Below are 24,676 nucleotides of genomic sequence, written 5' to 3'. Positions count from 1 at the left end.
GCATATGTTAAAGGATTATGTTAGCAGGATACAGGATGCGGATCTGGTTTTGGTGGGAATTGGACCGGAACTTAGCGCATATGAGTTAATGGATTTTGAAACAGAGATACAAAATGAGCATTACCAGAAGCTTTTGAGGATGGATGAAGAAGACAGGGATGCCGCATGGATGAGCCAGGTGTATGAAAGGCACCATTTGCTGAATCTCTCCCAGGTTCCTTATTTTAAGAATTTGGAGGAGGTATTAGATCAAAAGGATTATTTTGTAATCACGAGCAATAATGACGGCCTCATTTTCCATTCTGCTCTGGATAAAAACCGTCTGGTTGCCCCGTGCGGAAACGGAGACTTTTTTCAGTGTAAAGAGCCGTGCAGTGAACAGCTGTATCCGGCTAAACCGGGCCTTGAAGATTTGATCCGCCACTATGAGACTACTGGAGAGATTGAGCACCTGGAGTGTCCAAAATGCGGTGAGCCATTGATCTATAATATACGTACCGAGGATACGAAGAGTACGTATATTGAGGGAGCTTATCTGAACAGCTGGGCAGCGTATACAAAATGGCTTCAGACTACACTGAACAAGAAGCTTTTCATTCTGGAACTGGGAGAAGGCTTTGGAGTGCCGAGCCTGTTTCGGTGGCCGTTTGAGAAGATGGCTTTTTATAATGAGAAAGCCTATATGGTAAGGGTCAACCGCACTTTATATCAGGTAGGTGAGGAACTGAAGGGAAAAGCAGATGCAGTAAAGATGGACAGCAAAGATTTTCTTGAAATTGAGAGGTAGGATATGGTAGCGATTATTGACTATGATGCAGGAAATATTAGAAGCGTTGAAAAAGCAATCCAGTTTCTGGGTGAAGATGCGGTGATTACGAGAGATAGGAAACAGATCTTAGGAAGCACCCACGTCATCCTTCCGGGAGTCGGTGCTTTCGGAGATGCCATGGAAAAGCTTCATCAGTATGGACTGGCGGACACGATCCATCAGGTTGCAGAGCAAGGAATTCCTTTTCTGGGGATCTGTCTGGGTCAGCAGATCATGTTTGAAAAGAGTGAAGAAGCGCCGGGTGTTGAGGGCTTGGGCCTTTTAAAAGGTGAGATCGTAAAGATCCCCAAAAAGGATGGGTTAAAAATTCCTCATATGGGATGGAATAACCTGAAGATAAAAGCGGGAGCAAGGCTGTTTGAAGGTGTGCCGGAAGATCCTTATGTATACTTTGTTCATTCGTATTATCTGAAAGCTTCGGAACCGGATATTGTTGCGGCGACCACAGAGTATTCGGAGGTGATCCATGCTTCTGTGGAAAAAGGCAACCTATTTGCGTGCCAGTTCCATCCGGAGAAAAGCAGCACGGTAGGTCTTCAGATTTTAAAGAATTTTATTTCACTGTAGGAGGAAAGGGACATGCATACAAAACGAATCATTCCATGTTTGGACGTACATAACGGCCGTGTAGTAAAAGGGGTCAATTTTGTAAATCTGATCGATGCGGGAGATCCGGTTGCCATTGGTGCGGCCTATGACAAGGCTGGAGCTGATGAGCTGGTATTTCTGGATATTACGGCGTCCTCCGATGCGAGAAATATTATGATCGATATGGTGAGAAAAGTAGCAGAGACAGTTTTTATTCCGTTTACAGTGGGCGGAGGAATCCGAACGGTAGATGATTTCAGGGCAATTCTCAGAGAAGGGGCTGATAAGATTTCCATCAATTCTTCTGCCATCAACACCCCGGACCTGATCAGCGACGCGGCAGATAAATTCGGCAGCCAGTGCGTGGTCGTGGCAATTGATGCAAAACGCCGGGAAGACGGCACCGGATGGAATGTTTATAAAAACGGAGGAAGGATTGATGTAGGACTGGATGCCGTTTCCTGGGCGGCTGAAGCAGAACACCGCGGCGCCGGAGAAATCCTTCTGACCAGTATGGACTGTGACGGCACGAAGGCAGGATATGACAATGAGCTGACCAGTGCAATTGCAGAGACTGTAGATATTCCTGTGATCGCGTCGGGAGGTGCCGGAACAAAGGAACATTTCTACGACACCCTGACAGAAGGAAAAGCAGATGCGGCTCTGGCGGCATCCCTGTTTCATTTCAAAGAGCTGGAAATCATGGAGTTAAAAGATTATCTGGCTGACAGAGGTCTCAGCATGCGCAGGTGATTTTATTGACATGATGTGGGAGGAATAGATATGAAAAAGATATTTTGTTTGACAGCAGTTCTTATCCTGAGCATCGGTGTGTTCCAGGGATGTTCTGTCAGGAAGCAGAAAAGCCAGATCAAAGTGACAAGCAGGCAGGACGATATCAGCCAGGTCAGCAAAGCGCAGAAGATTGAAATCATATCCTGCAAGGACCGGAAAACGATTGCTGTGCTGAAGAATAAAGATGGTATCCAAAAATTGATCGATGAGCTTAGGATTGATGACTGGAAGACCGTAAAAACCATACCGGATGAAGAGAAGGCCGTATATCGGTGTGACCTGTATCAGGCAGGAACAAAGAAACTCAATGGGGATTCAGAGAGCAGCATGAAGAAGATGGTATCTCTGACCTTTTACAAAGACAGTACCTATGCATCCGCGGAAATCCTGAACCTTCGGCTGAATTTTAAGATACCGTCAGGTGCGGAGAGCATCCTGAAGAACTTTTAATGTGTAAAAAAGCCCGCGTTTGATTCACGAAGCATGCCGGGCGTGAGTTTCAGTTCTTTCATTATGACACTTCGGGCTAGGCTGGCGCGCAAAGTTGTCAAGCCCCTCAAAGATTGAGGGGCTTGACAACTTTGTTCTATGGAAATTATGTGCGCTCGGCATATATTTCAGCATTGATATACCATTCTCCTACAACCGAACAGGACAGACTGTGGTCAGTATAATTGAGTTTCCAGCTGCCGACAAGTTTTCCAAAATAATTATATTCTTCAGGCAGTTCTGCACTCTTACTTTTGCTTGTCAATGCTTCAATAAATTTATTCATTTCTGATTCGCCTAATAACCGGCTGCGGCTGTGCTCCATGGCTTTTTTCAAGGTCTGCAGAAAGATAATTCTGCAAATTGTTGTCCAATTACTACATATTATAGCATATAAACAGGGAGTAACCCAGCGGCTTTTGCGTGCTAATATTCTTTTCTGGTAAAGATGCTGCAGGAGATACAGTATGATACAAAGATAATAACCAGAATCAGAGGAATGAGCAGGTATTTGCCGCTTCCTGTGAAAAAGTCGGTGACGGACTGAAGTTGCAGATCCATGGTCATCAGTGCTTTACCTAATAAAACTATAAAAATAGAAATTCCTGCAAATATGCCGAATATTACAAACCGTCCCTTTTCCGTTCCGAATCGGTAGGCAATGGGATACATCAGAGACATCAAAACGGATGCTATGAAGATACCTCCTAAGGCTGTGAGAAAGACCTCTTTGCCGGGCACAGATATATCCTTTATGGCAATGACCACGAATGACAATACAGTTCCTAAAACTGTACCAAAGGCCAAAAGACATGTGGAAACGATATATTTGCTCCGCACACTGTCTTTTGGACTCACGGGAAGCGTTAATGAATAGGCATCCCAGTGATAATAGTCATCGTAGCTTATGAGCGTAAAGCACAGGATGGAAAACATACATGGCAGAGACGCGGCAAGGAAAGAGTAACTTTCGTTGATCAGCGAAAGGCCTGAAAACATTGCCGTGATCAGCAGCAGATTCTTCAAGTATGACTGCAGAAGCAGCACATCTTTTTTTATTAACCCTAACATAATTTTTCCCCCTTAATATATAAAAGCATTAAATCTTCGATTGTAATTTTCTCAATGACCGCATCGCGGTATGTCCTGCGGATACTGTGCCGGTCATTTACCAGCACCTCATAATTATAGCGGTTTCTGCGGTAGCGGATGACATCGGATGGTTCCAGGCGCTCAAACTTTTTCTGGTCACATTTTAAAATTCCGTAACTGTCAAGCACTTTGTCGCGTGTTTCAAAGAAAATCATTTGTCCGTTGTCGATAAAGGCCAGGTAGTCCGCGATATGTTCCAGATCACTTGTGATGTGGGTGGAAAGCAGAATACTGCACTCCTCATCTAAAATAAAATCCTGAAAAATATCTAAAATCTCATTTCTCACAACAGGGTCCAGGCCGCTGGTCGGCTCATCCAGGATCAGAAGTTTCGGATGGTGGGAGAGAGCTGTCAGTATCTCCAGTTTTTTCTGCATACCTTTTGACAGCTCCTTGATTTTTTTGGAGGGATCAATGCCGAACCGCTGCAGGTAATCGTAAAACAGAGCTGTATCCCACTTGTCATAGATTCCTTTCATGACAGTGTCAATGGCCTGAACCTTTAAAAGTTCCATAAAGAAGCTGCCGTCCAGGACAACGCCGATGTTCGTTTTGATCTCTTTCATAGAAGTTTTGGCATCTTTGCCGAAGATCAGGACTTCGCCTTCTTCCGGATGGACTAAGCCCAGCATTCCTTTGATCAGCGTTGTCTTTCCAGCTCCGTTTTCACCGATCAGCCCTACGATGGAGCCCTTCGGTACTGAAAGATCCACACGATCCAGCCGGAAGGCGGGATATGTTTTTGTCATTTGCCTGATTTCTATATTATTTTCCATGATCTATACCCTCCTCATAAAGGCAGGAAAGAATATCTTCCAATTCTTCCTGCTCAATTTCATAAGATACTGCCATATGTACGGCGTTTACAAGATGCTCCTCGATCTTTCTCAAAACTTCCTCCTTCAGAAGTTCTGTGCTCTTTGCTTTTACAAAACATCCCTTTCCGGGCATGGTTTCTATGAAACCTTCTTTTTCCAGTTCTTCATAAGCACGTTTTGTTGTGATGACACTGATCCTCAGATCCTTGGCAAGAGAACGGATGGATGGAAGAAGTTCACCCCCGGACAGCTCTCCGGAGAGGATCTTTTCTTTGAAGCTTTCCGCTATCTGTTCATAAATCGGAAGATCACTCTGGTTGCTGATAATAATATTCACATGAATTCCTCCTGACTGTATATATACAGTATATACGCCGTATATACAGTTGTCAATGGTAAAACAAGGAAAATTTAGATAAGTTGTATTTAGGGATTGGATATGTTTTAATTAGTTAGAAGGAACAGACAGGAGGTATCAGAATGAGTAAGATAAAAGAAGCGGCCGCAAGACATGAGAGAGGTTATAACTGTGCACAGGCAGTTGCATGCTGTTATTGCGAGGAGATGGGCATTGACGAACAGACCGTGTTTGAACTGACAGAAGGCTTTGGACTCGGCATGGGAGGAATGGAAGGGACCTGCGGTGCGGTTTCGGGTGCAGTCGCTGTGCTGGGAAGGATGAACAGCACAGGGAACCTTGCGAAACCAGACTCAAAAGGATCTACATATCAGCTGACAAGAGAGCTCATCAGGCGTTTCCAGATGAAGAATCAAAGTACGGTATGCAGGGAGTTAAAAGGAATGACTACCGGCACGATGCTCAGAAGCTGCCGGGGATGTGTGGAGGACTCAGTCCGGATTCTCGACGATATTCTGGAGAAGCTGTAAGATATAGCAGGATGAAAAATGGCAGGGAAGGTGATTTTTTGTTGTTGAAACAATTAAAGTATTATACAGAGGTGATCACATGTCAAAGCTTTACTGATGCGGCGGAGAAATGCGGGATATCCCAGTCCGCCATGTCGCAGCAGATACGCGCTTTAGAAGAAAATCTTGACACAGAGCTGATTAGGAGAGGGAACCGGAAATTTTTTATGACACCTGCCGGGGAATATTTTTATCGGCGCGGCCTTGTGCTGCTGGATGAGGCGGGGCGTCTGAAAAAAGAGACCGCCCAAATCGGAAGACAAATGAATCAGTGTCTCCGGGTCGGATATTTAAAATATCTGCATGCAACGGAACTTTGCCGGGCAGCAGCCATATTATCTGAGAAGTATCCCGCGATGGAGTTGGAGACCGCCGCAGGGTATGCAGAAGAGCTGATTGACATGCTATGTTTCGGAGGAACTGATGTCATTCTTTGCAGCCGAAGGCCGGGTGATTTACAAGACGTTGAATATATTCCTCTGACCAAAGGCAGATTTTTTATTGAGATATCGGAGAGAAGTCCTCTCTGTGCCCTGGATTATGTGAATGTTGAAGAGTTACGCAGAATCCCCTGTATTATTGCCACACCTGATGACCAGAGAGAACGGCAGAGAGATGACTGTGTAAATATGCTGGGATTACAGGATAACATTATATTTGCCGATACTCCGGAAGAAGCCAGGCTTTTAGCAGCCTGGGATAAGGGATTTCTGCTCACGGAAGAAACAGGGGAAAGGCCTGGACAGGATGATATCCCACTCCGAAGCATTCCGCTTTGCGCAAATGGAAAGCAATTAAAAAGAAATTACATTGCCTGCTGGAGGAAAGACCGGGAAGACGAATATATCAGGGAGTTTGCAGAAATACTTCAGAAAGAATATGAAAAACAGAATATATAAAATAGAAACAGCAGCCTGCAAATCACAGACTGCTGTTTTTTCTCTTTTGTATAAAATTATAATATCATAATATGTCGAAAGATTCAAGGAAAATGTCACATATTTTTAATCGCTGCCGACAGCATCAGTTTTATCCTGTTGATCTGGTTGACTTCGCTGGCACCGGGATCGTAGTCGATGGCAACGATGTTGGATTCAGGGAAAGCCTGGCGCAGCTCCTTGATCACGCCTTTTCCTACCACATGATTCGGCAGGCATGCAAACGGCTGTGTGCAGACGATGTTCGGCGCACCGCTGTGGATCAGTTCTACCATCTCTCCGGTGAGGAACCAGCCCTCGCCGGTCTGATTGCCGATGGAGACGAACGGTTTGGCGTAGGCAGCCAGATCCTTAATGTATGCCGGTTCATCAAATCGTTTGCTCTTTGCCAGTTCTTTTCTTAACGTTTTCCGGTACTGTTCCACGATCCAGATTCCGGAATTACATATGAGCGCCGTCTTCTTTGATTTTCCAAGGTAACGGTATTTAAAATTGCTGTTGTAAAATCCGTACATGAAGAAGTCCAAAAGGTCAGGGACAACAGCCTCTGCGCCTTCACGCTCCAGGAGTTCTACCAGATGATTGTTGGCATCCGGCAGGAATTTTACGAGGATTTCACCTACAATACCGACTCTCGGCTTCTTTTCATTCGTCAGAGGAATCTTATCAAAGTCGCGGATGATGCCTTTGATGTTCTTCTTGAAGGTAGAAAGATTTCCTTTCATGACATCTCGCTTGCACTTGGCTTCCCAGCGTTTGTGCAGACGGTTTACAGAGCCTTTTTCCTTTTCATACGGGCGGGTGCGGTAGACCACTCTCATGAACAGGTCACCGTAGACTATGGCCTGGACCGCACGGTTTAAAAGACCCGGAGTAAGCTTAAATCCACTGTTTTTTTCGATGCCCTGGGTACTGATTCCGATGACAGGAATGTGTCCGTAGCCTGCTTTCTCAAGAGCCCTGCGGATAAAGCTGATGTAGCTCGTTGCACGGCAGCCTCCTCCGGTCTGGCTGATCGCAAGGGCGATCTTGTCTGTATCATATTTGCCTGACAGCAGTGCATTCATCAGCTGTCCGATGACAATAAGAGAAGGATAGCAGGCATCGTTGTTGACATATTTAAGTCCTGTGTTGACATCCTTCATTCCCTGCTGCCTGAGTACTTTGACTTTGTAGCCGCAGGATTTTAAGGCAGGCTCCACCATGGAAAAATGGATCGGAGACATCTGCGGGATCAGAATCGTGTATTCCTTTGCCATCTCTTTCGTAAACTCAATTCTCTTCATGGCAGCAGATACCGGTTTCGGCTCAATATTATGTTTTTTTCTGACACGGACGGCACTGATCAGAGAACGAATCCTGATCCGGGCTGCCCCCAGGTTATTGACCTCGTCAATCTTTAATACTGTGTAGATCCTTCCGGAACGGGTGAGGATATCGTTGACTGTATCTGTTGTGACCGCATCCAGGCCGCATCCGAAGGAATTCAGCTGAATCACTTCCAGCTGCTTGTTGGATTTGGCGTAGTTGGCAGCTGCATACAGTCTGGAATGGTACATCCACTGGTCCGATACGTTCAGCGGCCGGTCCACCTTGGAGAGGTGGGAGATGGAATCCTCTGTCAGCACGGCAATTCCGTAAGAATTGATCAGTTCCGGAATTCCATGGTTGATCTCGGGGTCGATGTGGTACGGACGTCCGCAGAGTACAATTCCGGTACGTCCTGTCTCTGCCAGATAAGCGAGGACTTCCTCACCCTGGTTCTGAATGTCTTTTCTCACGCTGTCGAGTTCCTCAAAGGCCGCACGCACAGCGTCGTTGATCTCCGGCGCGTCAATATCGTATTTTTCACCCAGCTCTTCAAAAAGCCTTGGCTTTAAGGCTTCTTCATTGTCCAGGGCCAGGAATGGATTCATAAAGCTGATATTTTCTGTCCGCAGTTCTTCCATGTTATTTTTAATATTTTCCGCATAGGAAGTGACGATCGGACAGTTATAGTGGTTATTGGCCTCTTCGGTCTCATTCCGTTCATAAGGGATGCACGGGTAGAAAATATCCTTAATGCCCTGCTTAATGAGCCACATCACGTGCCCGTGGGCAAGCTTTGCCGGATAGCACTCGGATTCACTCGGAATGGATTCGATGCCCAGCTCATAAATCTCCCTGGAAGACTCAGGGGACAGAACCACAGAAAATCCAAGCTTTGTGAAGAAAGTGTGCCAGAACGGATAGTTTTCATAAATATTTAAAACCCTGGGGATGCCGATGACACCGCGTTTTGCTTCTCCGGCAGGAATGGATTCGTAGCCGAAGGTGCGTTTTAATTTATACTCATACAAGTTCGGAATATTGTCCTTATTAGCCTTGCCGCCTATGCCGCGCTCACAGCGGTTTCCAGTGATATAGCGGCCGCCGTTGGAGAACTTGTTGATGGTTAAAAGACAGTTGTTGGTACAGCCTTTGCACCGTGTCATAGAAGTATCCACAGAAAGAGCGAAGATCTCTTCCATCGGCAGCATCTGTGTCTTCGTGTGTTCTGTCTTAAAGCGTTCTTTCGCGATCAGAGCGGCTCCGAAGGCACCCATGATGCCGGCAATATCCGGACGGATGGCACTGCAGCCGGAGATCCGTTCAAAACTTCTTAATACAGCGTCGTTGTAAAAGGTTCCGCCCTGAACAACGATGTGTTTTCCGAGTGACTTTGGATCTGTCAGTTTAATAACCTTTAAAAGAGCATTTTTGATGACAGAGTAAGCAAGACCCGCAGAAATATCACCAACGCTGGCCCCTTCCTTCTGGGCCTGCTTTACCTTGGAATTCATAAACACGGTACATCTGGAACCTAAGTCGATCGGTGTCCTGGCTGTCAGAGCGACTTTTGCAAAGTCCTGTACAGAATAGTTTAACGACTTGGCAAAGGTTTCAATAAAAGAACCGCAGCCGGAAGAACAGGCTTCATTCAGAAGAACGTTGTCCACGACTCCGTTCTTGATTTTGATGCATTTCATATCCTGTCCGCCGATATCCAGAATACAGTCCACGCTCGAATCAAAGAATGCAGCCGCGTAATAATGTGCGATGGTCTCCACCTCTCCGTAATCCAGATTGAGGGCAGCTTTGATCAGGTGTTCCCCGTAGCCCGTGGAGCATGAAGATACGATGTGTGCCGTGTCCGGCATCTGTGCATGAATTTCCTTCAGCGCATCGATAGTCGCATTCAGGGGATTTCCGTTATTATTTGTATAATAGCTGTACAGCAGGTCGCCTTTGTCGCTGACCAGAGCTACTTTGGTAGTAGTAGAACCGGCATCGATCCCAAGATAGCAGCTGCCTTCATATGTAGAAAGCTCTCCGCGCTTTACGACGTGGCGGTTGTGCTCCTTAAGGAACATCTGGTATTCCTGGTCATCCTTGAACAAAGGTTTCAGGCGGTCTACCTCATGGCCCAGCTCGATTTTTCTTTTAAAATGATCCAGCAGATCCGTGAAATTGGTTGTCACTTCCTCCCTGGCATTCAGAGCGGCACCCACAGCGGCAAACAGATGGGAATGATTCGGGGCGATGATCGCCTCTCCTTCAAGGCCGAGTGTGCGGATAAAGGCTTCTTTTAATTCGGAGAGGAAGTGGAGCGGACCTCCCAGAAATGCAACGTTGCCGCGGATAGGTTTTCCGCAGGCCAGGCCGCTGATGGTCTGGTTTACCACTGCCTGAAAGATAGAAGCCGCAAGATTTTCTTTTGTTGCCCCCTCATTGATCAGAGGCTGAATATCTGATTTCGCGAATACACCGCACCGGGCTGCGATGGGGTAGATCGTATCGTAGTTCTTTGCATATTCATTGAGGCCTGACGCATCTGTCTGAAGCAGTGAGGCCATCTGGTCAATAAAAGAGCCGGTGCCTCCCGCACAGACGCCGTTCATCCTCTGGTCAATGCCGTTGGTAAAATAAATGATCTTAGCATCTTCGCCGCCGAGCTCAATGGCGACATCGGTCCTTGGGGCATAGTCCTGGAGAGCTGTGGAGACGCAGACAACTTCCTGGCAGAACGGGATTTCCAGATAAGAGGAAATAGAAAGCCCGCCGGAGCCTGTGACTGTTGGGGCAAAAGTGACGTCTCCGATCTGATCCTTTGCCTTTCTTAAAAGTGATGCCAGTGTTTCCTGTATATTTGCATAATGTCTCTCATAGTCTGAGAACAATATATTGTGCTGCTCATCGATCACCGCTACTTTGACGGTGGTAGAGCCGATATCAATTCCTAATCGTTTCATCTAACTGTAACCTACTTTCCTTTTCGATAGTAGTCTTATTATAAAATAAAGATTTTGAAATAACAAGATTCAAGTGTGGTCTTCTTACCTATTAAATAGGCGAAGAAAATGGAAATGAGAAAAAAATTCACTAAAATTAATCGGAAACAAATAAAAAACAAGGCATAGTCTATAATAAAAAGGCAAAGGAAAGTATAAGATATGGCAGAACGGGGAAACTGTAATGGAACAGTTTATGTAATTAAGGAAAAAGATACCTTATATCAAATCGCAAAACAATATAATGTGAGTGTAAGGGAGATCATGAGGAAAAACCCTTATGTGAACATTTATAATCTGCAGATTGGTGATGAATTATGTATTCCGTCAGCGGGACCGGTGATTTCGGGTGCTTTTGAGCCATATGTAGTGAAAAAAGGAGACACTCTTATGAATATTATGAAAAATAAGAATGTTTCCTTTGAAAAATTAGCAAAATCAAACAAAAGCGTCAGAGAGCTGACCCTTCCTGTCGGGACAGTGCTCTTAATTGACAAAGGGAAATAATATCTCTATAATGAAACGTGAACTCGTGGAAAACAGGCGGATGATCTCATCTGCCTGTGACCGCAGCGGAGTGGAAGGAGACTCAAATGATACAGATTTTTCGGACAATGGACGGCCGGATCAATGAAATATCTGAGCCCATAGAGGGCTGCTGGATTTCCGTGGTAGACCCAACGGCCACTGAGCTGGTGGAACTCTCCCAGAAGTACCAGATCGATCTGGATCATTTAAAAGCACCGCTGGATGAAGAAGAGCGCTCACGTATCGAAGTTGAGGACAACTATACGCTGATCATCGTGGACGTGCCGATCACAGAGGAGAGAAAAGAGAAGAACTATTTCGTGACGATTCCATGCGGGATCATATTGACGGAACTGTGCCTGATCACCATCTGTCTGATGGACACGCCGGTGCTCTCTAATTTTAAAGAGGGAAGGGTACGGAATTTCTGGACATATAAGAAGACCAGATTTATCCTGCAGATCCTGTTTCGGAATGCATCCCTTTATCTTCAGTACCTGCGGATCATCGATAAAAAAAGTGACGAAGTCGAAAAACAGCTCCATATATCTACGAAGAACCAGGAGCTCATCGAGCTTTTGGAACTGGAAAAGTCACTGGTTTATTTCTCAACATCACTGAGGGGAAATGAACTGGTATTAGAGCGCCTGTTAAAGATTGAAAAGATCAAACAGTATCCGGAAGATGAGGAACTGCTTGATGACGTTATCATTGAGAACAAGCAGGCGATCGAGATGTCGGATATTTACAGTAATATTTTAAGCGGTACGATGGACGCCTATGCGTCTGTTATCTCCAATAACCTGAACATCGTTATGAAGGTTCTGGCGGTTATCACGATCGTCATGTCCATACCGACCATGATCGCAAGCTTTTGGGGAATGAACGTGCCTGTGCCGTTTGCGGACAGCCCATTCGGATTTTTCGGACTGGTAGGGGTGTCTTTGGTGCTGACAGTGATCGGAAGTATTGTATTAGGAAAGAAAAAAACATTTTAGGAAAGGTTTCTTATGAATTGGTTAAATAAGCTGGAGAGGAAGTTTGGACGGTTTTCTATTCCGGGACTTCCAAAGTATATTATTCTTTTATATGTCGTAGGGATCATGGTACAGTTTGCCGCGCCGGAGCTGTACAGTCAGTTTACATTGAATCCATACCTTATACTGCACGGACAAGTCTGGAGGATTTTTACGTTCCTTCTGATCGCACCGTCTACCAATTTGTTCTTTATGATTTTTGTACTGCTGTTTTATTATTCTATCGCTTCATCGCTGGAACAGGTCTGGGGAAGTTTCCGATTTACCATGTACTATATGATCGGTGTGCTTGGGACCATTTCAGGAGCGTTTCTTACATACCTGATCCTTGTCTTATCAGGGGGAGAGTTTAATGCCATGTTTGTGCAGATGGATACCTTCTATCTGAATTTATCTCTGTTTTTGGCCTATGCCATGATGTTCCCGGACATGCAGGTATTGTTTTACATGATCATTCCAATGAAGGTAAAGTGGCTGGCATATCTTGACGCCGCATACCTGTTTTATACATTTTTTATTGCAACAGACTTTACAGTTACGGGAATTTCGATTAAAGTATCAATAGTAGTCGCTTTGCTGAATTTTGTTCTGTTCTTTTTCTCAACGAAAAAGATGAAGGCAAAGGGTGCCATGTTTGGCCAGAAGGTGCGGCAGAGAAAGCGGAAAGCGAGTTTCGGGGAATCTGCCGGACACGCGGAGCCGAAAAAGAACGGCGCCAGGCATGAATGCGCTGTCTGCCACCGGACAGAATTGGATGATCCCACATTGGAATTCCGCTACTGTTCTAAGTGTGAAGGCAATTATGAATACTGCCAGGATCATTTGTTTACACACGTCCATGTGAAAAAAGACAAATAAGGAAATAATTAATTTTTATAGATTAATTTATTATACATTGTTATGAAAAGGAGATTAACTATGCTGACGAAAAAAACAAAAATTGTTTGCACAATGGGTCCTGCGACGGATGACGACGCGGTGCTCAAACAGCTGATGCTGGAAGGAATGGATATTGCGAGACTAAATTTCTCACATGGTGACCATGAAGAACAGCTTGGAAGGATTAAGAGGATTAAAAGATTCCGTGAAGAACTGAATATTCCGATTGCGATTTTATTGGATACAAAGGGACCGGAAATCCGTACCGGACTTTTGGATACAGACGGAGACGTAGAATTAAAAGAGGGACAGGAGTTTGTCCTTACCACAAGAGATATCAAAGGAAATGATTCTATCGTAGGAATTACATACGAAGAACTTCCTCAGGACGTAGCAGAAGGCAACACGATCCTGATCGACGACGGTCTGATCGAACTGAGAGTCAAAGAGATCAAAGACGGGACAGATATCGTATGTGATATTATCAACGGCGGATTCTTAGGAAGCCGCAAAGGTGTCAACGTGCCGAATGTGCGTGTGAATCTTCCTTCTATCACAGAAAAAGATAAGAGCGACATTGAATTCGGACTGGAAAACGGCATTGATTTTATCGCTGCCTCTTTCATCCGCAACGCTGACGCAGTCAATGAAATCAAAGAAATTGTAAAAGCTCACAACCTGGAAGTGGGTGTCATCTCCAAGATCGAAAATGTAGAAGGTGTAGAAAATATCGAGTCCATTATCCAGGCTTCCGACGGGATCATGGTAGCCCGAGGTGATTTAGGTGTGGAGATTCCTGCAGAGGAAGTTCCTTTCATGCAGAAAGCCATCATCAAAAAATGCAACAACGCATTTAAACCGGTTATCACGGCTACACAGATGCTGGATTCTATGATCCGCAACCCGCGTCCTACGAGAGCAGAAGTAACAGACGTTGCCAATGCTATCTATGACGGCACTGATGCGATCATGCTTTCCGGAGAGACCGCAAAAGGAAAATACCCTGTGGAAGCAGTCAAGATGATGAATCAGATCGCTATTTCTACGGAGCTTCATCTGGATACGAAGATCAAGGATTTCCGCTCTATCTATGTGAACCGGGGAATCTCAGCGGCAGTTGCCTATTCTGCAGTACAGACTGCGCATAACATCAATGCAAAATGTATTCTGGCTTCCAGCATGTCCGGATTTACGGCAAGGATCGTATCCAAGTTCAAACCGGATGCACAGATCATCGGATTATCTCCGGATGAGGCGGTTGTGCGTAAAATGCAGCTTTACTGGGGTGTGCGTCCATTCAAATCTCACAAAGCATCATCAACGAGGGAACTTTTGGATGAGGCTACGGAAATCGTAACGAGTGCAGATCTGGCACAGGAGAATGATATTCTCGTTCTGACCGGAGGCGGTCCGGCAGACCACCGCGGAAAAGGTGTGACCAACATGCTGAAAGTTGTAAAGATCGGCGAATAAAAAGGATCAGGGGGTGTGAAAACATCCCCTTTTTGGTAAGGTGAATATATGAAGGCTGCTGAAAAGTTTTACATATCGGAAATTTTAACGATAACGAAAGAAAAGTTAATAAAGCGGATTGTAAAAGGAAAGAGCATTCCTTCGCTGTATTGTATTACGCTTCCGCTTGGAAACGTAGGAGTGCTGGAGATTTACGAATACCGGGAACTGCTGAAAGATTATTATCGGCAAAGGGATGTCACGGTTGTGGGATGTGCCGTGTCAAAACAGGATGCCTTCGTGGTACTCAGAAGGATTGTGGAAGACATCAGACAGCAGGATTCTATGTTTCGGATACCGGAATTTTTTGAAGAGGAGTGAGACGATGGCAGTTTTATGGATTATTATAAAAATCATAGGAATCCTTCTGCTCTGTATCCTCGTGTTCCTGTTTCTGATCTTGTTCGCACCGGCAGGCTATTGCGCCCGGGGAGTTTACAATGACTGCGGGAAATGGGCCAAAGGCCGGGTATCATGGCTTTTCTTCTTTATCCGCATGAAGGTGTCATGGAAAGAGGGAGAAGAACCGGCAGTTTCTTTTAGAATTCTGGGATTTCCCGTCTATCACTCGAATGAAGAAAGATGGTCACTGCTCAACAGGAAAGCGGCTGAAGATGTGGTAGAAATCAGGGAATCTGGGAAGGATATAAGAGACCGGACAGAAGTGCCCCGGGAAGAAACCGGACAATCGGCTGATCCTGATCCGGAGACAGGTTTTTCAGGAGATATTCTGGATTATACCGGAGACGGCGAAGAGTTTGAATCTGTCACAGAGGAACCGCCCGGAAAGCAGCCGTTCAGAAAAAGGGTGAAAAGTTTCTTTCAAAGATGCTATAATACAGGTAAGCGTCTGTATCGGAGATTAAGAGGCGCCTTAAAACAGGCAGAATCTTTCAAAGAACTGCTGGGAGATGAGGAATTGATCCGCGTCGTCAAACGCTTATTTGGATATGGGAAAAAAGGGATCAGGCATTTTCTGCCGAAGAAATTTTCGGGAGACGTGGCCTTCGGCTTTGATGATCCCTCTATGACAGGACAGACACTTGCTGCTGTCAGTGTTTTTATGCCGCTGTTTAACGACAGACTGTCTGTGGAGCCGGACTTTACGGAAGCCAGATTTGAGGCCGCACTGACAGTTTCAGGCCGGATATACGCGTTTCATTTTCTGAAGATCTTATGGGATGTTTACCGGGATAAGGAGCTTTGGAGACAGAAGGAACGTATTATGAGAACAATAGGAGGTTAGTTTTATGAACAAAGAAAAGTTTAATGAGACCGTGGACTCGTTATTTCAGGGAATCGAAGGATTTATGACTTCAAAGACAGTGGTCGGAGATCCTATTTATGTGAAGGACACGATCATTCTGCCTCTGGTAGACGTATCTTTTGGCATGGGAGCCGGGGATTACCGCGGAGACAGGAAAGCCAGGGGATACGGAGGTATCGGGGGCAAGATGACGCCAAGCGCGGTTCTCGTGATCAGAGACGGGCAGACGAAGCTTGTAAACGTCAAGAATCAGGAGACCATCACGAAGCTTCTGGATATGGTGCCGGATGTGATCGATAAATTTGCGAAAAAAGAAGAGACACTGGAAGATATAGTGGAAGACTTGGAAAACGAACGATAACCTCCCTGCTTTAAAATACCTTGTATGAACAGAAATCTGTAATACAGGGTATTTTTTATTCAATACTTTGTGTTGTTCTGCATATACTAGCTAATAAGCTTAAATTAGGTGTGTATGTATGAAACGTGTTTGCGGAGTTGCTTTTTTCTTTTTCGGCCTCGGGCTGTTTATTGGAATGTTCATCCAAAGAGATTTTACACAGTTTGCCATGACAGGAGTCAGCATCACGCTGTCCTATTTTCTGTTTTTTCAGTAAATTTTTCGGCAGAGAGAGCCGGGGAGAAGATAATGAAAAAAAGAGCCGGATATTCCAGCTCCCTAGGTTTATAATAATCGGGAAAGATTACGCTCTTTCGACTTTACCTGATCTCAGACAAGAAGTACAAACGTACATTTTTTTAGCTGCACCGTTTACCTTCACTCTTACAGATTTGATATTTGATTTCCACATCTTATTTGATCTTCTATGTGAATGACTGACTGCATTACCAAAATGAGCGCCTTTACCGCAGATAGCACATTTTGCCATGTTAGCACCTCCTTAACTCGATCTTATCCCTCTCTGGGACTGACAACTATTTCATTCTACCAGATTGATTTCTAAAAATCAAGAAGAAATTCTCTTTTCTTTTTCATAGGTAAATAGTATAATCTAAGTAGCGTTCCGGGTAAAATGAGCTGTGTGGGCGCACAAGAATACGAAGTATGGAGGTAAAGCGATGAAAGGACATATGAACACGAAGAACGGCGAGATTTTTATCGAAAATCAAGTGATTGCCAAGTATGCCGGGATTTGTGCCCTTGGTTGTTTTGGTATTGTCGGCATGGCAATGGTCAATATGAAAGACGGAATCGTAAAGCTGCTGACTAGAGATAATATAAGAAAAGGTGTTTTTGTTTCTGTGAAGAACAACAAAATTTCCATAGATTTTCACATTATTGTTTCTTATGGTGTATCCATTTCTGCGGTGGCGGACAACCTGATGTCTTCTGTGAAGTACCAGGTAGAAGAGTTCACCAGTCTGGAAGTAGAACGGATCAATGTATACGTTGAGGGTGTGAAAGATATAGGATAATTACGGAGGCAGGATAAATGAAGCAGATTGACGCAGCTTTGCTCAAAAAGATGTTTATCGGCGGAGCGAAGAGACTGGAAGCTCAAAAAGAGCATATTAACGAATTGAATGTATTCCCGGTGCCGGACGGCGATACGGGAACCAATATGACGATGACGATCATGTCGGCGGCAAAAGAAGTCGGTGCGATAGAAGATCCTACTATCGAGGAGCTGGCAAAGGCTATCTCGGGTGGATCATTAAGAGGAGCCAGAGGAAACTCAGGGGTGATTCTGTCCCAGCTGTTTCGGGGCTTTACAAAACAGATCAAATATTTGGACAGACTGACAACCAGAGATGTGGCGGCGGGATTTAAGAAGGCTGTGGATACTGCCTACAAGGCGGTTATGAAGCCGAAAGAGGGAACGATCCTCACCGTTGCCAAGGCGGCTGCAGACAGCGCATTGAGATCGGCAAAGAAGACAGACGATTTTGAAGAGTTTGCCCGAAATGTCATGCAGGAAGCCAATACAGCACTTCAGATGACACCGGAGATGCTGCCTGTTTTAAAAGAAGCCGGGGTCGTGGATTCCGGCGGACAGGGACTCTTGGAAGTTCTTCAGGGAGCCTATGATGTTCTGCTCGGAAAGGAAGTAGATCTGAAAGTTGAAGCAGTTTCCAAACCGGTGCAAAAACCGATGGGAGCCGTATCCGGAGAGACAGCGGATATTACGTTCGGATATTGTACAGAGTTTATTGTCATGCTGGAAAGAGAATTTGGTTCGGCGCAGGAACAGGAGTTTAAAGATTATCTGACCGGTATGGGAGACTCCATTGTAGTTGTGGCGGATGAAGACATCGTGAAAGTGCATGTCCACACGAATCATCCGGGCAAGGCTATTGAAAAGGGACTTTCTTACGGTGCACTGACCAGCATGAAGATCGACAACATGCGGGAAGAGCATGAGGAGCGTCTGAATCTAAGCCGTCAGGCAGAGGAAAAGAAAACGGCTCCTAGAAAGGATATGGGATTCGTTGCGGTTTCGATCGGACGCGGCCTCAACGACATTTTCAGGGAATTGGGTGCAGATTATCTGATAGAAGGCGGACAGACCATGAATCCGAGCACGGAAGATATGCTCAATGCAATCGGACAGGTCAATGCGGATCATGTGTTCATCCTGCCGAATAATAAAAATATTATATTGGCTGCCCAGCAGGCGAAAGCCCTGGTGGAAGATAAAGAGATCATTATTATTCCAACCAAGACTGTACCGCAGGGTATTTCTGCTTTGATTGCATTTGAGGCGGAGAGCAGTGTGGAAGAGAATGAGGCTGCCATGACCGAGATAATGAACGGCGTAAAAACCGGAGAAGTCACCTATGCAGTCCGTGATACGACCATTGACGGCAAGACGATCAAAGTCGATGACATTATGGGAATTGACGACAACGGCATTCAGGAAGTTGGGAATGATGTAGAGGTGGTGACGCTGGGACTCCTTCGCAGTATGGTGGACAAGGAAAGCGAACTGATCTGTATATATTACGGGAATGAGACGCCGGAGGAGAAGGCTGTGCAGCTTTCTAAAAAGGCAGAGGAACTGTATCCGGACTGTGAAGTCCAGATGGAATATGGAGGACAGCCGATTTATTATTTCCTGCTGTCTGTAGAATAAGAAAAGAATGGACAATCAAAAGGGAGCAGATGCTGTTCCCTTTTCCTTTTTCATAGGGAGGTCCACATTTATAAAGGAGTAGTTGATTTATGAACGGGGATACAAATATCCAATGCCTGAAGGGAATCGGTGAAAAAACATATAACGGATTTAAAAAGCTGGGAGTCGAGACTGTGGACAGCCTGATCACCATGTATCCCAGATACTATCTGACTTATGAAGATCCTGTCCTGCTCTCTGAACTGACGGCAGGGGAGAGAGCCGCAGTTCAGGTGAGGATTACATCAGATGTGAATATCCGATACGTAAGAGGATTAAAGATTGTCTCCTGTCTCGGAAGGGACAGTTCAGGCACTATGACATTTACCTGGTTTAATATGCCATACTTAAAAAAACAGATCCACCGGGGAGAGGATTATATCTTCGTGGGTACACCGGTATTTAAAAACGGACGCCTGATGATGGAGCACCCGGAGATTTTTAAAGAGGAGGATTACAGCGCAAAACAGCAGACCTTACAGCCGGTCTATCCGCTGACTTCGGGAATTACGAATAAAACAGTCAGCAAGGCTGTCATGCAGACCGAGGAGTATATAAAGGAGATCCGGGAGTATCTGCCGGAGCAGATCCTTCAAAAATACCGTCCAATGGATTACAGCGAGGCCATCTGGAATGTTCATTTTCCAAAAGATAAGCAGACACTGGTAGAAGCAAAAAAAAGACTGATCTTTGATGAGTTTTTTATCTTTATGGCAGGGATGAACCTGATGAAACAGGAGCACCGGGAGGAAAAAAACCGTTATCTGATCCCGGTATGCGGGGAGGCGGACAGGCTTATCAAGTCACTTCCTTATGAACTGACCGGAGCACAGAAAAGGGCTCTTTTGGAGATGCAGAAGGATTTAATGGGAGAGAAGGTCATGAACCGCCTCGTGCAGGGGGACGTGGGATCAGGGAAGACGATCCTTGCGGTGATCCTTCTTTTGATGTGCGCGAAGGCCGGGTATCAGGGCGTTCTGATGGCTCCGACGGAAGTACTTGCAAGCCAGCACTACGAGACTTTCCAGGAACTTCTTGGACCGTTCGGCGTGTCTGCGGCACTGCTCACAGGCTCTGCAAAGGCAAAAGAAAAGAGAGAAATCTATCAGGGGATTAAAAACCATGAGTATGATATTGTCATCGGGACCCATGCCCTGATCCAGGATGCTGTGGAGTATGACCGGCTGGCCCTGGTCATCACGGATGAACAGCACAGGTTCGGGGTCCGGCAGAGAGAGATCCTCTCGAAGAAGGGGAAGGAGCCCCATGTCCTTGTCATGAGTGCCACGCCTATCCCGAGGACCCTGGCGATCATCATGTACGGCGATCTGGATGTGTCCATCATCGATGAGCTGCCGAAAAATCGTCTCCCTATTAAAAATTGTGTCGTCAATCAGAGTTACCGTCCGAACGCATATCGGTTTATGGAAAAGCAGGTGGCAGAGGGGCGGCAGGTCTATATCATCTGTCCGATGGTGGAGGAGAGCGAGGCCATGGAGGGTGAAAATGTGATCCAGTATGCCAATATGCTGAGAGAACAGTTTCCTCCCGGTGTACAGATCGGGGTGCTTCATGGTAAAATGAAACCAAAGGAAAAGCAGAAGATCATGGATGAATTTTCGGAGCAGAAAATCCACATCCTGGTGTCCACCACGGTCGTCGAGGTCGGTGTCAACGTGCCCAATGCCACGATCATGATGGTGGAAAACGCCGAACGATTCGGCCTCGCCCAGCTGCATCAGCTGAGAGGCAGGGTGGGGAGGGGAGAACACCAGTCCTATTGTATTTTCATGAGCGGAGCAAAAAAGAAAGAGACTATGGAGCGGTTGGAAGTGTTAAATAAGTCCAATGACGGATTTTACATTGCCAATCAGGATTTGAAACTCAGAGGTCCGGGAGACTTTTTCGGGGTCCGGCAGAGCGGGATGATGGATTTTGTCCTGGCCGATATTTATACCAACGCAGATCTTTTAAAACAGGCAAGCGATGCGGTACATCAGCTGTGTGAGGAAGGATTTGATTTCTCCACATTAAAAAACAGCCGACTGGAAAAACAGATTTCGCTTGCCAACAGGATATAAAGGAGGTTCGCTATGATTCGTGTACGTTTGCGGTTTACAGGAAGAGTCCAGGGAGTAGGATTCCGGTATTTTGCACAGATGAATGCTGCACAGTTTCATGTGACAGGCTGGGTGAAAAATATGTATGACGGTTCTGTCACCGCAGAAGCCCAGGGGACAAAAAAACAGATTGAAGATTTTATGGAAGCCATGAAACACGGACACAGATTTATGCGGATCGACCATGTAACAGTTGAAGAATGTCCGCTCAGTGAGGGAGAAAAGGACTTCAAAGTAAAGTATTAAACTTCCAAAGAAAAAAATGTTATTCCATGTAAAAACTCTCAGTGTATCTTTTGTATTATTAAACATACTATCTTCGTAACAAAAAACAACAAAAGAAACGGAGGTCTTTCAAAATGGAAGAACGTACTTCAGCAAACAGCAAAGGAAACAACAGAGTGGAAGTTCCAGAGGCTAGGGAAGCACTGGACAGATTCAAATTCGAGGTTGCTAATGAAATCGGTGTAGACTTAAAAGAAGGATACAACGGACATTTAACAACTGCTCAGGCAGGTTCTGTTGGAGGAGAAATGGTTCGTAAAATGATCCGCAGACAGGAAGAGGAAATGTCTGGCCGTTAGTTAACGGATTCAAACGAATCAGTTTTTACTCGTAATTTTGATGAGAGAACGAAAGAAAAAAGAGGAGCAATCAGAGCGTCAGTTCTGACTGCTCCTTTTGCATGGTGCAGGAATTTCTTTGTTATTTAGTTGACAAATTATCTGAATATAATACAATAGTAGGGAGAAAAAACAAAGGAAGATAAAAAAATGCGAGTGATTTCAGGAAAAGCCAGAAGTTTAAGGCTTAAAACAGTGGAAGGCATGGATACGAGACCGACACAGGACCGCATTAAGGAAACATTGTTTAATATGATCCAGCATGAACTTGCAGGAAAAGATTTTCTGGACTTGTTTGCGGGCAGCGGAGCCATTGGGATAGAGGCTCTGAGCAGGGGCTGTAAGCATGCTGTTTTTGTGGAAAATAATAAAAAGGCGGCTTCCTGCATTCAGGACAACCTGGTACATACGAAGCTTGCAGATGAAGCGCAGATCCTCGTGACAGATGTCATAAGTGCATTGAGGAAGCTTGGATCAGAGGGCCGGAAATTTGACTATATTTTTATGGACCCTCCTTATGACAGAGGAATGGAGAATGCAGTGCTTAACGAGCTGGATCATTCGGAGCTCTTGAAGGAGAACGCCCTGGTCATTGCGGAATCCAGCTTACAGACAGAGATTCAAGATGAGATGTTTGAGTATCTCAAGGTTCTAAAGATAAAGGAATATAAAACTAATAAGCATACTTTTTTGCAAAAAGTGCAGGAGGGCTGAGAAATGAGCATCGCAGTGTATCCGGGAAGCTTTGACCCGGTAACTTATGGGCATTTGGATATTATTAAACGTTCTATCAGAGTTTTTGATAAACTGGTCATAGGGATTTTGCTGAACAGTGAAAAAAATCCGTTATTTTCGATGGAAGAAAGAGTGGAATTTCTCATGGAAGCCACAAAGGATATGGAGAATGTTGAGGTGAAATCTTTTTCCGGTCTGCTGGTGGACTTTGCAAGGGAAAACAACGCGGATATTACGGTCCGCGGGCTCCGCGCCGTCACAGATTTCGAGTATGAACTGCAGATCGCCCAGATCAATAATAAGCTGGACTCTAATCTGGATACGATGTTTTTTACTACAAGTACGGAATATGCATACTTGAGCTCTACAATCGTGAGGGAGATCGCATCCTATCACGGAGATGTCAGTGAACTGGTGCCTCCGTATGTGGAACAGAAGCTGAAGCAAAAATTTAGAGAAAGAATAGAGGGAGAAGCATGAGTGAGAAATATTTGCATGAAATGATCGATGATATTGAAATTTTGATCGATGAGGCCAAGCCGGCAAGGTTTAATCCGGGCAAAGTTGTCATTGACAGGGATGTGCTGATCACGGTCATCGAGGAGCTGAGAAAACAGATTCCGGGTGAGGTGGAGCGCAGCCGCAAGGTCATGATGAACAAAGATGCCATCTTGGAAGATGCCAGGATCAAGGCCCAGAATATCGTAGACCAGGCGGCCAGAGAAGCCGGAGAGCTGATTGATGAAAATGAGATCGTAGAGATGGCAAAAATGCGTGCGAAAGAGATTGAAGAGGCTGCTTTAAACCACGCAAATGATGTCATTCATAATGCTAATGAAGAGGCTGATCAGGTGAGATACGGCGCATTGCAGTACACCTGCGATATTATGGAAGATGTCCAGGACTACATAACAAAAGTAAAAGAGGGTCAGCAGAGCCTTTTTGAACAGCTTTTATCTACCTTAGACAGCGATATAGAGTCGATCAGCACCAACTACGAGGAAATCCGGCAGCAGCTTGACGGGGCTTCCCGGACAAAGGCGAGAACCGCCGAAGATTTCGTGTCACAGGAAGAGGAGTAGCATTCCGCTGCTTATGCAGGCAAAGAGCATCTTAAAAATTAGATAGCTTTTCATAGACAGCTGTGATTTTTGGCAGACGCTCTTGACCTGTGCCAGGCTGCACAGGCCGCCGAAAGAGCTGACGGCAAGGATTGCGGCTGCTTTTTGTCTGAAGCCCAGGGTCAGAAAACTTATATGAGAGATCCCTGTTGTGATCTCGAGCATTCCGATTACCGGTGCCGTGACATAGGAGGGAAGCATGCCGCTTTGGAGAAGAGAAGATACGATGGAGAATACCATGATAAAAATACCGATGGTAAAAATCGTCTTCAAACTGTCAAAAATAATCTCGTCAAAGGATTTGATCGCCGCAGTCCTCGGGTGTTTCTGATGCACGTGTAAAAATCCTGTACCTCTGAATTTCCAGAGGATGAAGATAAAGTACAGGAGATTGGGCGTATAAAGGCAGAAAAAATAAAGGGGTACATTAAGGGTCCCTTTTAAGATCAGGGTCAGCGTAAAGCCGATCGAAAACATCGGGCTTACATTGTTGCAGAGCACAAGAAGGGATTCCCCTTCTTTTTTTGTGTAGGAACCAGAAAGCACCAGATCGTTGATGATCTTGCCGCCCAGAGGATAGCCGCACAAGAAGCCAATCAGAATCGTATAGGCCAGGTCTTTGTTCAGCCATGGAAATATTTTAAACAGAGGATAAAACAGATAGGAAATATAGTGGACTGTCTGGTATTTCATCATAAGGTTTGTCAGAAGAAAAAATGGCAGGAGCGTGGGTACGATGGTTCCGGACCAGAGCAGCAGGCCGTTTTTGGCACCTGCTACGCACTGTTCCGGAAATAAAAATAGAAGGAACGCAGTTAAAATCAAACAAAACTGATAAAAGTATTTACCCATAGAAAAACCCCCTGTCCTCTTA

General features: G+C 45.3%; 28 protein-coding genes and 1 pseudogene. 22 read left to right on the top strand and 7 right to left on the bottom strand.

The annotated features are described in order from the left end of the window. Nucleotides 1-4: 4 nt before the first annotated feature. Genes CI597_RS05905 through CI597_RS05890 form a run of 4 tightly spaced genes read left to right on the top strand, consistent with a single transcriptional unit; the run spans nt 5 to nt 2,662 of the window. Nucleotides 5-787: a hypothetical protein gene (locus CI597_RS05905; RefSeq protein ID WP_024727019.1), complete on the top strand. Its 783-nt coding sequence runs from the start codon at nt 5-7 to the stop codon at nt 785-787. A 3-nt stretch (nt 788-790) separates the two neighbouring features. Continuing rightward, the gene (hisH, locus tag CI597_RS05900; RefSeq protein ID WP_024727020.1) at nt 791-1,396 is read left to right on the top strand and encodes an imidazole glycerol phosphate synthase subunit HisH; all 606 of its coding nucleotides are present in this window, start codon (nt 791-793) and stop codon (nt 1,394-1,396) included. Between the two features lie 12 nt (nt 1,397-1,408). Next, on the top strand, nt 1,409-2,170 hold the full coding sequence (gene hisF, locus CI597_RS05895; RefSeq protein WP_024727021.1) for an imidazole glycerol phosphate synthase subunit HisF: 762 nt from the start codon (nt 1,409-1,411) through the stop codon (nt 2,168-2,170). Nucleotides 2,171-2,200: 30 nt separating this feature from the next. Next, on the top strand, nt 2,201-2,662 hold the full coding sequence (locus CI597_RS05890) for a hypothetical protein (protein WP_024727022.1): 462 nt from the start codon (nt 2,201-2,203) through the stop codon (nt 2,660-2,662). Nucleotides 2,663-2,807: 145 nt separating this feature from the next. Here the strand turns inward: CI597_RS05890 and CI597_RS05885 are convergent, their stop codons facing one another. From CI597_RS05885 to CI597_RS05870, 4 genes are all read right to left on the bottom strand, one after another. Beyond that, entirely contained in the window at nt 2,808-2,987 is a 180-nt protein-coding gene (locus CI597_RS05885; RefSeq protein WP_024727023.1) for a hypothetical protein, read from the bottom strand. A gap of 140 nt (nt 2,988-3,127) precedes the next feature. Then, on the bottom strand, nt 3,128-3,772 hold the full coding sequence (locus CI597_RS05880) for an ABC-2 transporter permease (RefSeq protein WP_024727024.1): 645 nt from the start codon (nt 3,770-3,772) through the stop codon (nt 3,128-3,130). Next, the gene (locus CI597_RS05875; RefSeq protein WP_024727025.1) at nt 3,766-4,629 is read right to left on the bottom strand and encodes an ABC transporter ATP-binding protein; all 864 of its coding nucleotides are present in this window, start codon (nt 4,627-4,629) and stop codon (nt 3,766-3,768) included. Before CI597_RS05875 ends, CI597_RS05880 begins: the two co-directional genes overlap by 7 nt. Beyond that, nucleotides 4,619-5,008, bottom strand: a complete 390-nt coding sequence (locus tag CI597_RS05870) for a GntR family transcriptional regulator (protein ID WP_024727026.1) — start codon at nt 5,006-5,008, stop codon at nt 4,619-4,621. Before CI597_RS05870 ends, CI597_RS05875 begins: the two co-directional genes overlap by 11 nt. Nucleotides 5,009-5,151: 143 nt before the next feature. On the opposite strand from CI597_RS05870, the gene CI597_RS05865 reads away from it, so the two are divergent. Together CI597_RS05865 and CI597_RS05860 are read left to right on the top strand one after the other, a co-directional pair. After that, nucleotides 5,152-5,559, top strand: a complete 408-nt coding sequence (locus CI597_RS05865) for a C-GCAxxG-C-C family protein (protein WP_024727027.1) — start codon at nt 5,152-5,154, stop codon at nt 5,557-5,559. Nucleotides 5,560-5,600: 41 nt separating this feature from the next. Then, complete coding sequence (locus CI597_RS05860; protein WP_235824560.1) at nt 5,601-6,497, top strand: LysR family transcriptional regulator; 897 nt, start codon at nt 5,601-5,603, stop codon at nt 6,495-6,497. A 95-nt stretch (nt 6,498-6,592) separates the two neighbouring features. On the opposite strand, the gene CI597_RS05855 is transcribed toward CI597_RS05860, so the two are convergent. After that, nucleotides 6,593-10,807 (bottom strand): 2-hydroxyacyl-CoA dehydratase, encoded by a 4,215-nt coding sequence (locus CI597_RS05855; RefSeq protein ID WP_024727029.1) that lies wholly within the window; start codon nt 10,805-10,807, stop codon nt 6,593-6,595. 201 nt (nt 10,808-11,008) lie between these two features. On the opposite strand from CI597_RS05855, the gene CI597_RS05850 reads away from it, so the two are divergent. The 8 genes from CI597_RS05850 to CI597_RS18105 all read left to right on the top strand — a co-directional run bounded on the left by CI597_RS05850 (nt 11,009) and on the right by CI597_RS18105 (nt 16,686). After that, entirely contained in the window at nt 11,009-11,353 is a 345-nt protein-coding gene (locus CI597_RS05850) for a lytic transglycosylase (RefSeq protein WP_024727030.1), read from the top strand. A gap of 86 nt (nt 11,354-11,439) precedes the next feature. Further along, nucleotides 11,440-12,372 (top strand): magnesium transporter CorA family protein, encoded by a 933-nt coding sequence (locus CI597_RS05845; protein WP_022260798.1) that lies wholly within the window; start codon nt 11,440-11,442, stop codon nt 12,370-12,372. 12 nt (nt 12,373-12,384) lie between these two features. Continuing rightward, complete coding sequence (locus CI597_RS05840) at nt 12,385-13,269, top strand: rhomboid family intramembrane serine protease (RefSeq protein WP_024727031.1); 885 nt, start codon at nt 12,385-12,387, stop codon at nt 13,267-13,269. A 60-nt stretch (nt 13,270-13,329) separates the two neighbouring features. Then, nucleotides 13,330-14,763, top strand: a complete 1,434-nt coding sequence (gene pyk / locus CI597_RS05835; RefSeq protein WP_186992405.1) for a pyruvate kinase — start codon at nt 13,330-13,332, stop codon at nt 14,761-14,763. 48 nt (nt 14,764-14,811) lie between these two features. Next, complete coding sequence (locus CI597_RS05830) at nt 14,812-15,123, top strand: hypothetical protein (RefSeq protein WP_024727033.1); 312 nt, start codon at nt 14,812-14,814, stop codon at nt 15,121-15,123. Nucleotides 15,124-15,127: 4 nt separating this feature from the next. Beyond that, entirely contained in the window at nt 15,128-16,048 is a 921-nt protein-coding gene (locus tag CI597_RS05825; RefSeq protein WP_024727034.1) for a DUF2953 domain-containing protein, read from the top strand. Nucleotides 16,049-16,052: 4 nt separating this feature from the next. Further along, complete coding sequence (locus CI597_RS05820) at nt 16,053-16,430, top strand: GerW family sporulation protein (protein ID WP_024727035.1); 378 nt, start codon at nt 16,053-16,055, stop codon at nt 16,428-16,430. A 118-nt stretch (nt 16,431-16,548) separates the two neighbouring features. Further along, a complete protein-coding gene (locus CI597_RS18105; RefSeq protein WP_006565877.1) occupies nt 16,549-16,686 on the top strand; it encodes a hypothetical protein in 138 nt (45 codons plus the stop codon). Nucleotides 16,687-16,773: 87 nt separating this feature from the next. On the opposite strand, the gene rpmB is transcribed toward CI597_RS18105, so the two are convergent. Continuing rightward, nucleotides 16,774-16,959: a 50S ribosomal protein L28 gene (rpmB, locus tag CI597_RS05815; RefSeq protein ID WP_006565876.1), complete on the bottom strand. Its 186-nt coding sequence runs from the start codon at nt 16,957-16,959 to the stop codon at nt 16,774-16,776. Nucleotides 16,960-17,149: 190 nt separating this feature from the next. On the opposite strand from rpmB, the gene CI597_RS05810 reads away from it, so the two are divergent. The 8 genes and pseudogenes from CI597_RS05810 to CI597_RS05775 all read left to right on the top strand — a co-directional run bounded on the left by CI597_RS05810 (nt 17,150) and on the right by CI597_RS05775 (nt 23,763). Next, entirely contained in the window at nt 17,150-17,506 is a 357-nt protein-coding gene (locus CI597_RS05810; protein WP_024727036.1) for an Asp23/Gls24 family envelope stress response protein, read from the top strand. 17 nt (nt 17,507-17,523) lie between these two features. Continuing rightward, nucleotides 17,524-19,164 (top strand): DAK2 domain-containing protein, encoded by a 1,641-nt coding sequence (locus tag CI597_RS05805; protein ID WP_024727037.1) that lies wholly within the window; start codon nt 17,524-17,526, stop codon nt 19,162-19,164. Nucleotides 19,165-19,253: 89 nt separating this feature from the next. After that, entirely contained in the window at nt 19,254-21,284 is a 2,031-nt protein-coding gene (gene recG, locus CI597_RS05800) for an ATP-dependent DNA helicase RecG (RefSeq protein ID WP_024727038.1), read from the top strand. A 12-nt stretch (nt 21,285-21,296) separates the two neighbouring features. Next, entirely contained in the window at nt 21,297-21,569 is a 273-nt protein-coding gene (locus CI597_RS05795; RefSeq protein WP_024727039.1) for an acylphosphatase, read from the top strand. A gap of 113 nt (nt 21,570-21,682) precedes the next feature. Further along, on the top strand, nt 21,683-21,907 hold the full coding sequence (locus tag CI597_RS05790) for an alpha/beta-type small acid-soluble spore protein (protein ID WP_006565871.1): 225 nt from the start codon (nt 21,683-21,685) through the stop codon (nt 21,905-21,907). Between the two features lie 174 nt (nt 21,908-22,081). After that, nucleotides 22,082-22,660 (top strand): annotated as a pseudogene (gene rsmD, locus CI597_RS05785) (16S rRNA (guanine(966)-N(2))-methyltransferase RsmD); the annotation flags it as partial. A gap of 3 nt (nt 22,661-22,663) precedes the next feature. After that, nucleotides 22,664-23,161 (top strand): pantetheine-phosphate adenylyltransferase, encoded by a 498-nt coding sequence (coaD, locus tag CI597_RS05780; protein WP_024727041.1) that lies wholly within the window; start codon nt 22,664-22,666, stop codon nt 23,159-23,161. Beyond that, on the top strand, nt 23,158-23,763 hold the full coding sequence (locus CI597_RS05775; RefSeq protein ID WP_024727042.1) for a hypothetical protein: 606 nt from the start codon (nt 23,158-23,160) through the stop codon (nt 23,761-23,763). The genes coaD and CI597_RS05775 overlap by 4 nt, the downstream gene beginning before the upstream one ends. On the opposite strand, the gene CI597_RS05770 is transcribed toward CI597_RS05775, so the two are convergent. After that, nucleotides 23,746-24,654 (bottom strand): sporulation protein, encoded by a 909-nt coding sequence (locus CI597_RS05770; RefSeq protein ID WP_024727043.1) that lies wholly within the window; start codon nt 24,652-24,654, stop codon nt 23,746-23,748. The two genes, CI597_RS05775 and CI597_RS05770, sit on opposite strands and share 18 nt — an antisense overlap. Nucleotides 24,655-24,676: the final 22 nt, after the last annotated feature.

Source organism: Anaerostipes hominis (ex Lee et al. 2021) (genome assembly GCF_002270485.1).
In the GTDB taxonomy this organism is placed as follows: Bacteria; Bacillota; Clostridia; order Lachnospirales; family Lachnospiraceae; genus Anaerostipes; species Anaerostipes hominis.
The sequence above is the reverse complement of the archived record's forward strand: the minus strand, read 5'-3'. Positions and strand labels throughout refer to the sequence as shown.

What these genes read in the sequence shown, in the direction of transcription:
- CI597_RS05905 (WP_024727019.1), top strand. Translation starts at nt 5, where the DNA reads ATGTTAAAGGATTATGTTAGCAGGATACAGGATGCGGATCTGGTTTTG.
- hisH (WP_024727020.1), top strand. Translation starts at nt 791, where the DNA reads ATGGTAGCGATTATTGACTATGATGCAGGAAATATTAGAAGCGTTGAA.
- hisF (WP_024727021.1), top strand. Translation starts at nt 1,409, where the DNA reads ATGCATACAAAACGAATCATTCCATGTTTGGACGTACATAACGGCCGT.
- CI597_RS05890 (WP_024727022.1), top strand. Translation starts at nt 2,201, where the DNA reads ATGAAAAAGATATTTTGTTTGACAGCAGTTCTTATCCTGAGCATCGGT.
- CI597_RS05885 (WP_024727023.1), bottom strand. Translation starts at nt 2,987, where the DNA reads ATGAATAAATTTATTGAAGCATTGACAAGCAAAAGTAAGAGTGCAGAA.
- CI597_RS05880 (WP_024727024.1), bottom strand. Translation starts at nt 3,772, where the DNA reads ATGTTAGGGTTAATAAAAAAAGATGTGCTGCTTCTGCAGTCATACTTG.
- CI597_RS05875 (WP_024727025.1), bottom strand. Translation starts at nt 4,629, where the DNA reads ATGGAAAATAATATAGAAATCAGGCAAATGACAAAAACATATCCCGCC.
- CI597_RS05865 (WP_024727027.1), top strand. Translation starts at nt 5,152, where the DNA reads ATGAGTAAGATAAAAGAAGCGGCCGCAAGACATGAGAGAGGTTATAAC.
- CI597_RS05855 (WP_024727029.1), bottom strand. Translation starts at nt 10,807, where the DNA reads ATGAAACGATTAGGAATTGATATCGGCTCTACCACCGTCAAAGTAGCG.
- CI597_RS05850 (WP_024727030.1), top strand. Translation starts at nt 11,009, where the DNA reads ATGGCAGAACGGGGAAACTGTAATGGAACAGTTTATGTAATTAAGGAA.
- CI597_RS05845 (WP_022260798.1), top strand. Translation starts at nt 11,440, where the DNA reads ATGATACAGATTTTTCGGACAATGGACGGCCGGATCAATGAAATATCT.
- CI597_RS05840 (WP_024727031.1), top strand. Translation starts at nt 12,385, where the DNA reads ATGAATTGGTTAAATAAGCTGGAGAGGAAGTTTGGACGGTTTTCTATT.
- pyk (WP_186992405.1), top strand. Translation starts at nt 13,330, where the DNA reads ATGCTGACGAAAAAAACAAAAATTGTTTGCACAATGGGTCCTGCGACG.
- CI597_RS05830 (WP_024727033.1), top strand. Translation starts at nt 14,812, where the DNA reads ATGAAGGCTGCTGAAAAGTTTTACATATCGGAAATTTTAACGATAACG.
- CI597_RS05825 (WP_024727034.1), top strand. Translation starts at nt 15,128, where the DNA reads ATGGCAGTTTTATGGATTATTATAAAAATCATAGGAATCCTTCTGCTC.
- CI597_RS05820 (WP_024727035.1), top strand. Translation starts at nt 16,053, where the DNA reads ATGAACAAAGAAAAGTTTAATGAGACCGTGGACTCGTTATTTCAGGGA.
- CI597_RS18105 (WP_006565877.1), top strand. Translation starts at nt 16,549, where the DNA reads ATGAAACGTGTTTGCGGAGTTGCTTTTTTCTTTTTCGGCCTCGGGCTG.
- rpmB (WP_006565876.1), bottom strand. Translation starts at nt 16,959, where the DNA reads ATGGCAAAATGTGCTATCTGCGGTAAAGGCGCTCATTTTGGTAATGCA.
- CI597_RS05810 (WP_024727036.1), top strand. Translation starts at nt 17,150, where the DNA reads ATGAAAGGACATATGAACACGAAGAACGGCGAGATTTTTATCGAAAAT.
- CI597_RS05805 (WP_024727037.1), top strand. Translation starts at nt 17,524, where the DNA reads ATGAAGCAGATTGACGCAGCTTTGCTCAAAAAGATGTTTATCGGCGGA.
- recG (WP_024727038.1), top strand. Translation starts at nt 19,254, where the DNA reads ATGAACGGGGATACAAATATCCAATGCCTGAAGGGAATCGGTGAAAAA.
- CI597_RS05795 (WP_024727039.1), top strand. Translation starts at nt 21,297, where the DNA reads ATGATTCGTGTACGTTTGCGGTTTACAGGAAGAGTCCAGGGAGTAGGA.
- CI597_RS05790 (WP_006565871.1), top strand. Translation starts at nt 21,683, where the DNA reads ATGGAAGAACGTACTTCAGCAAACAGCAAAGGAAACAACAGAGTGGAA.
- coaD (WP_024727041.1), top strand. Translation starts at nt 22,664, where the DNA reads ATGAGCATCGCAGTGTATCCGGGAAGCTTTGACCCGGTAACTTATGGG.
- CI597_RS05775 (WP_024727042.1), top strand. Translation starts at nt 23,158, where the DNA reads ATGAGTGAGAAATATTTGCATGAAATGATCGATGATATTGAAATTTTG.
- CI597_RS05770 (WP_024727043.1), bottom strand. Translation starts at nt 24,654, where the DNA reads ATGGGTAAATACTTTTATCAGTTTTGTTTGATTTTAACTGCGTTCCTT.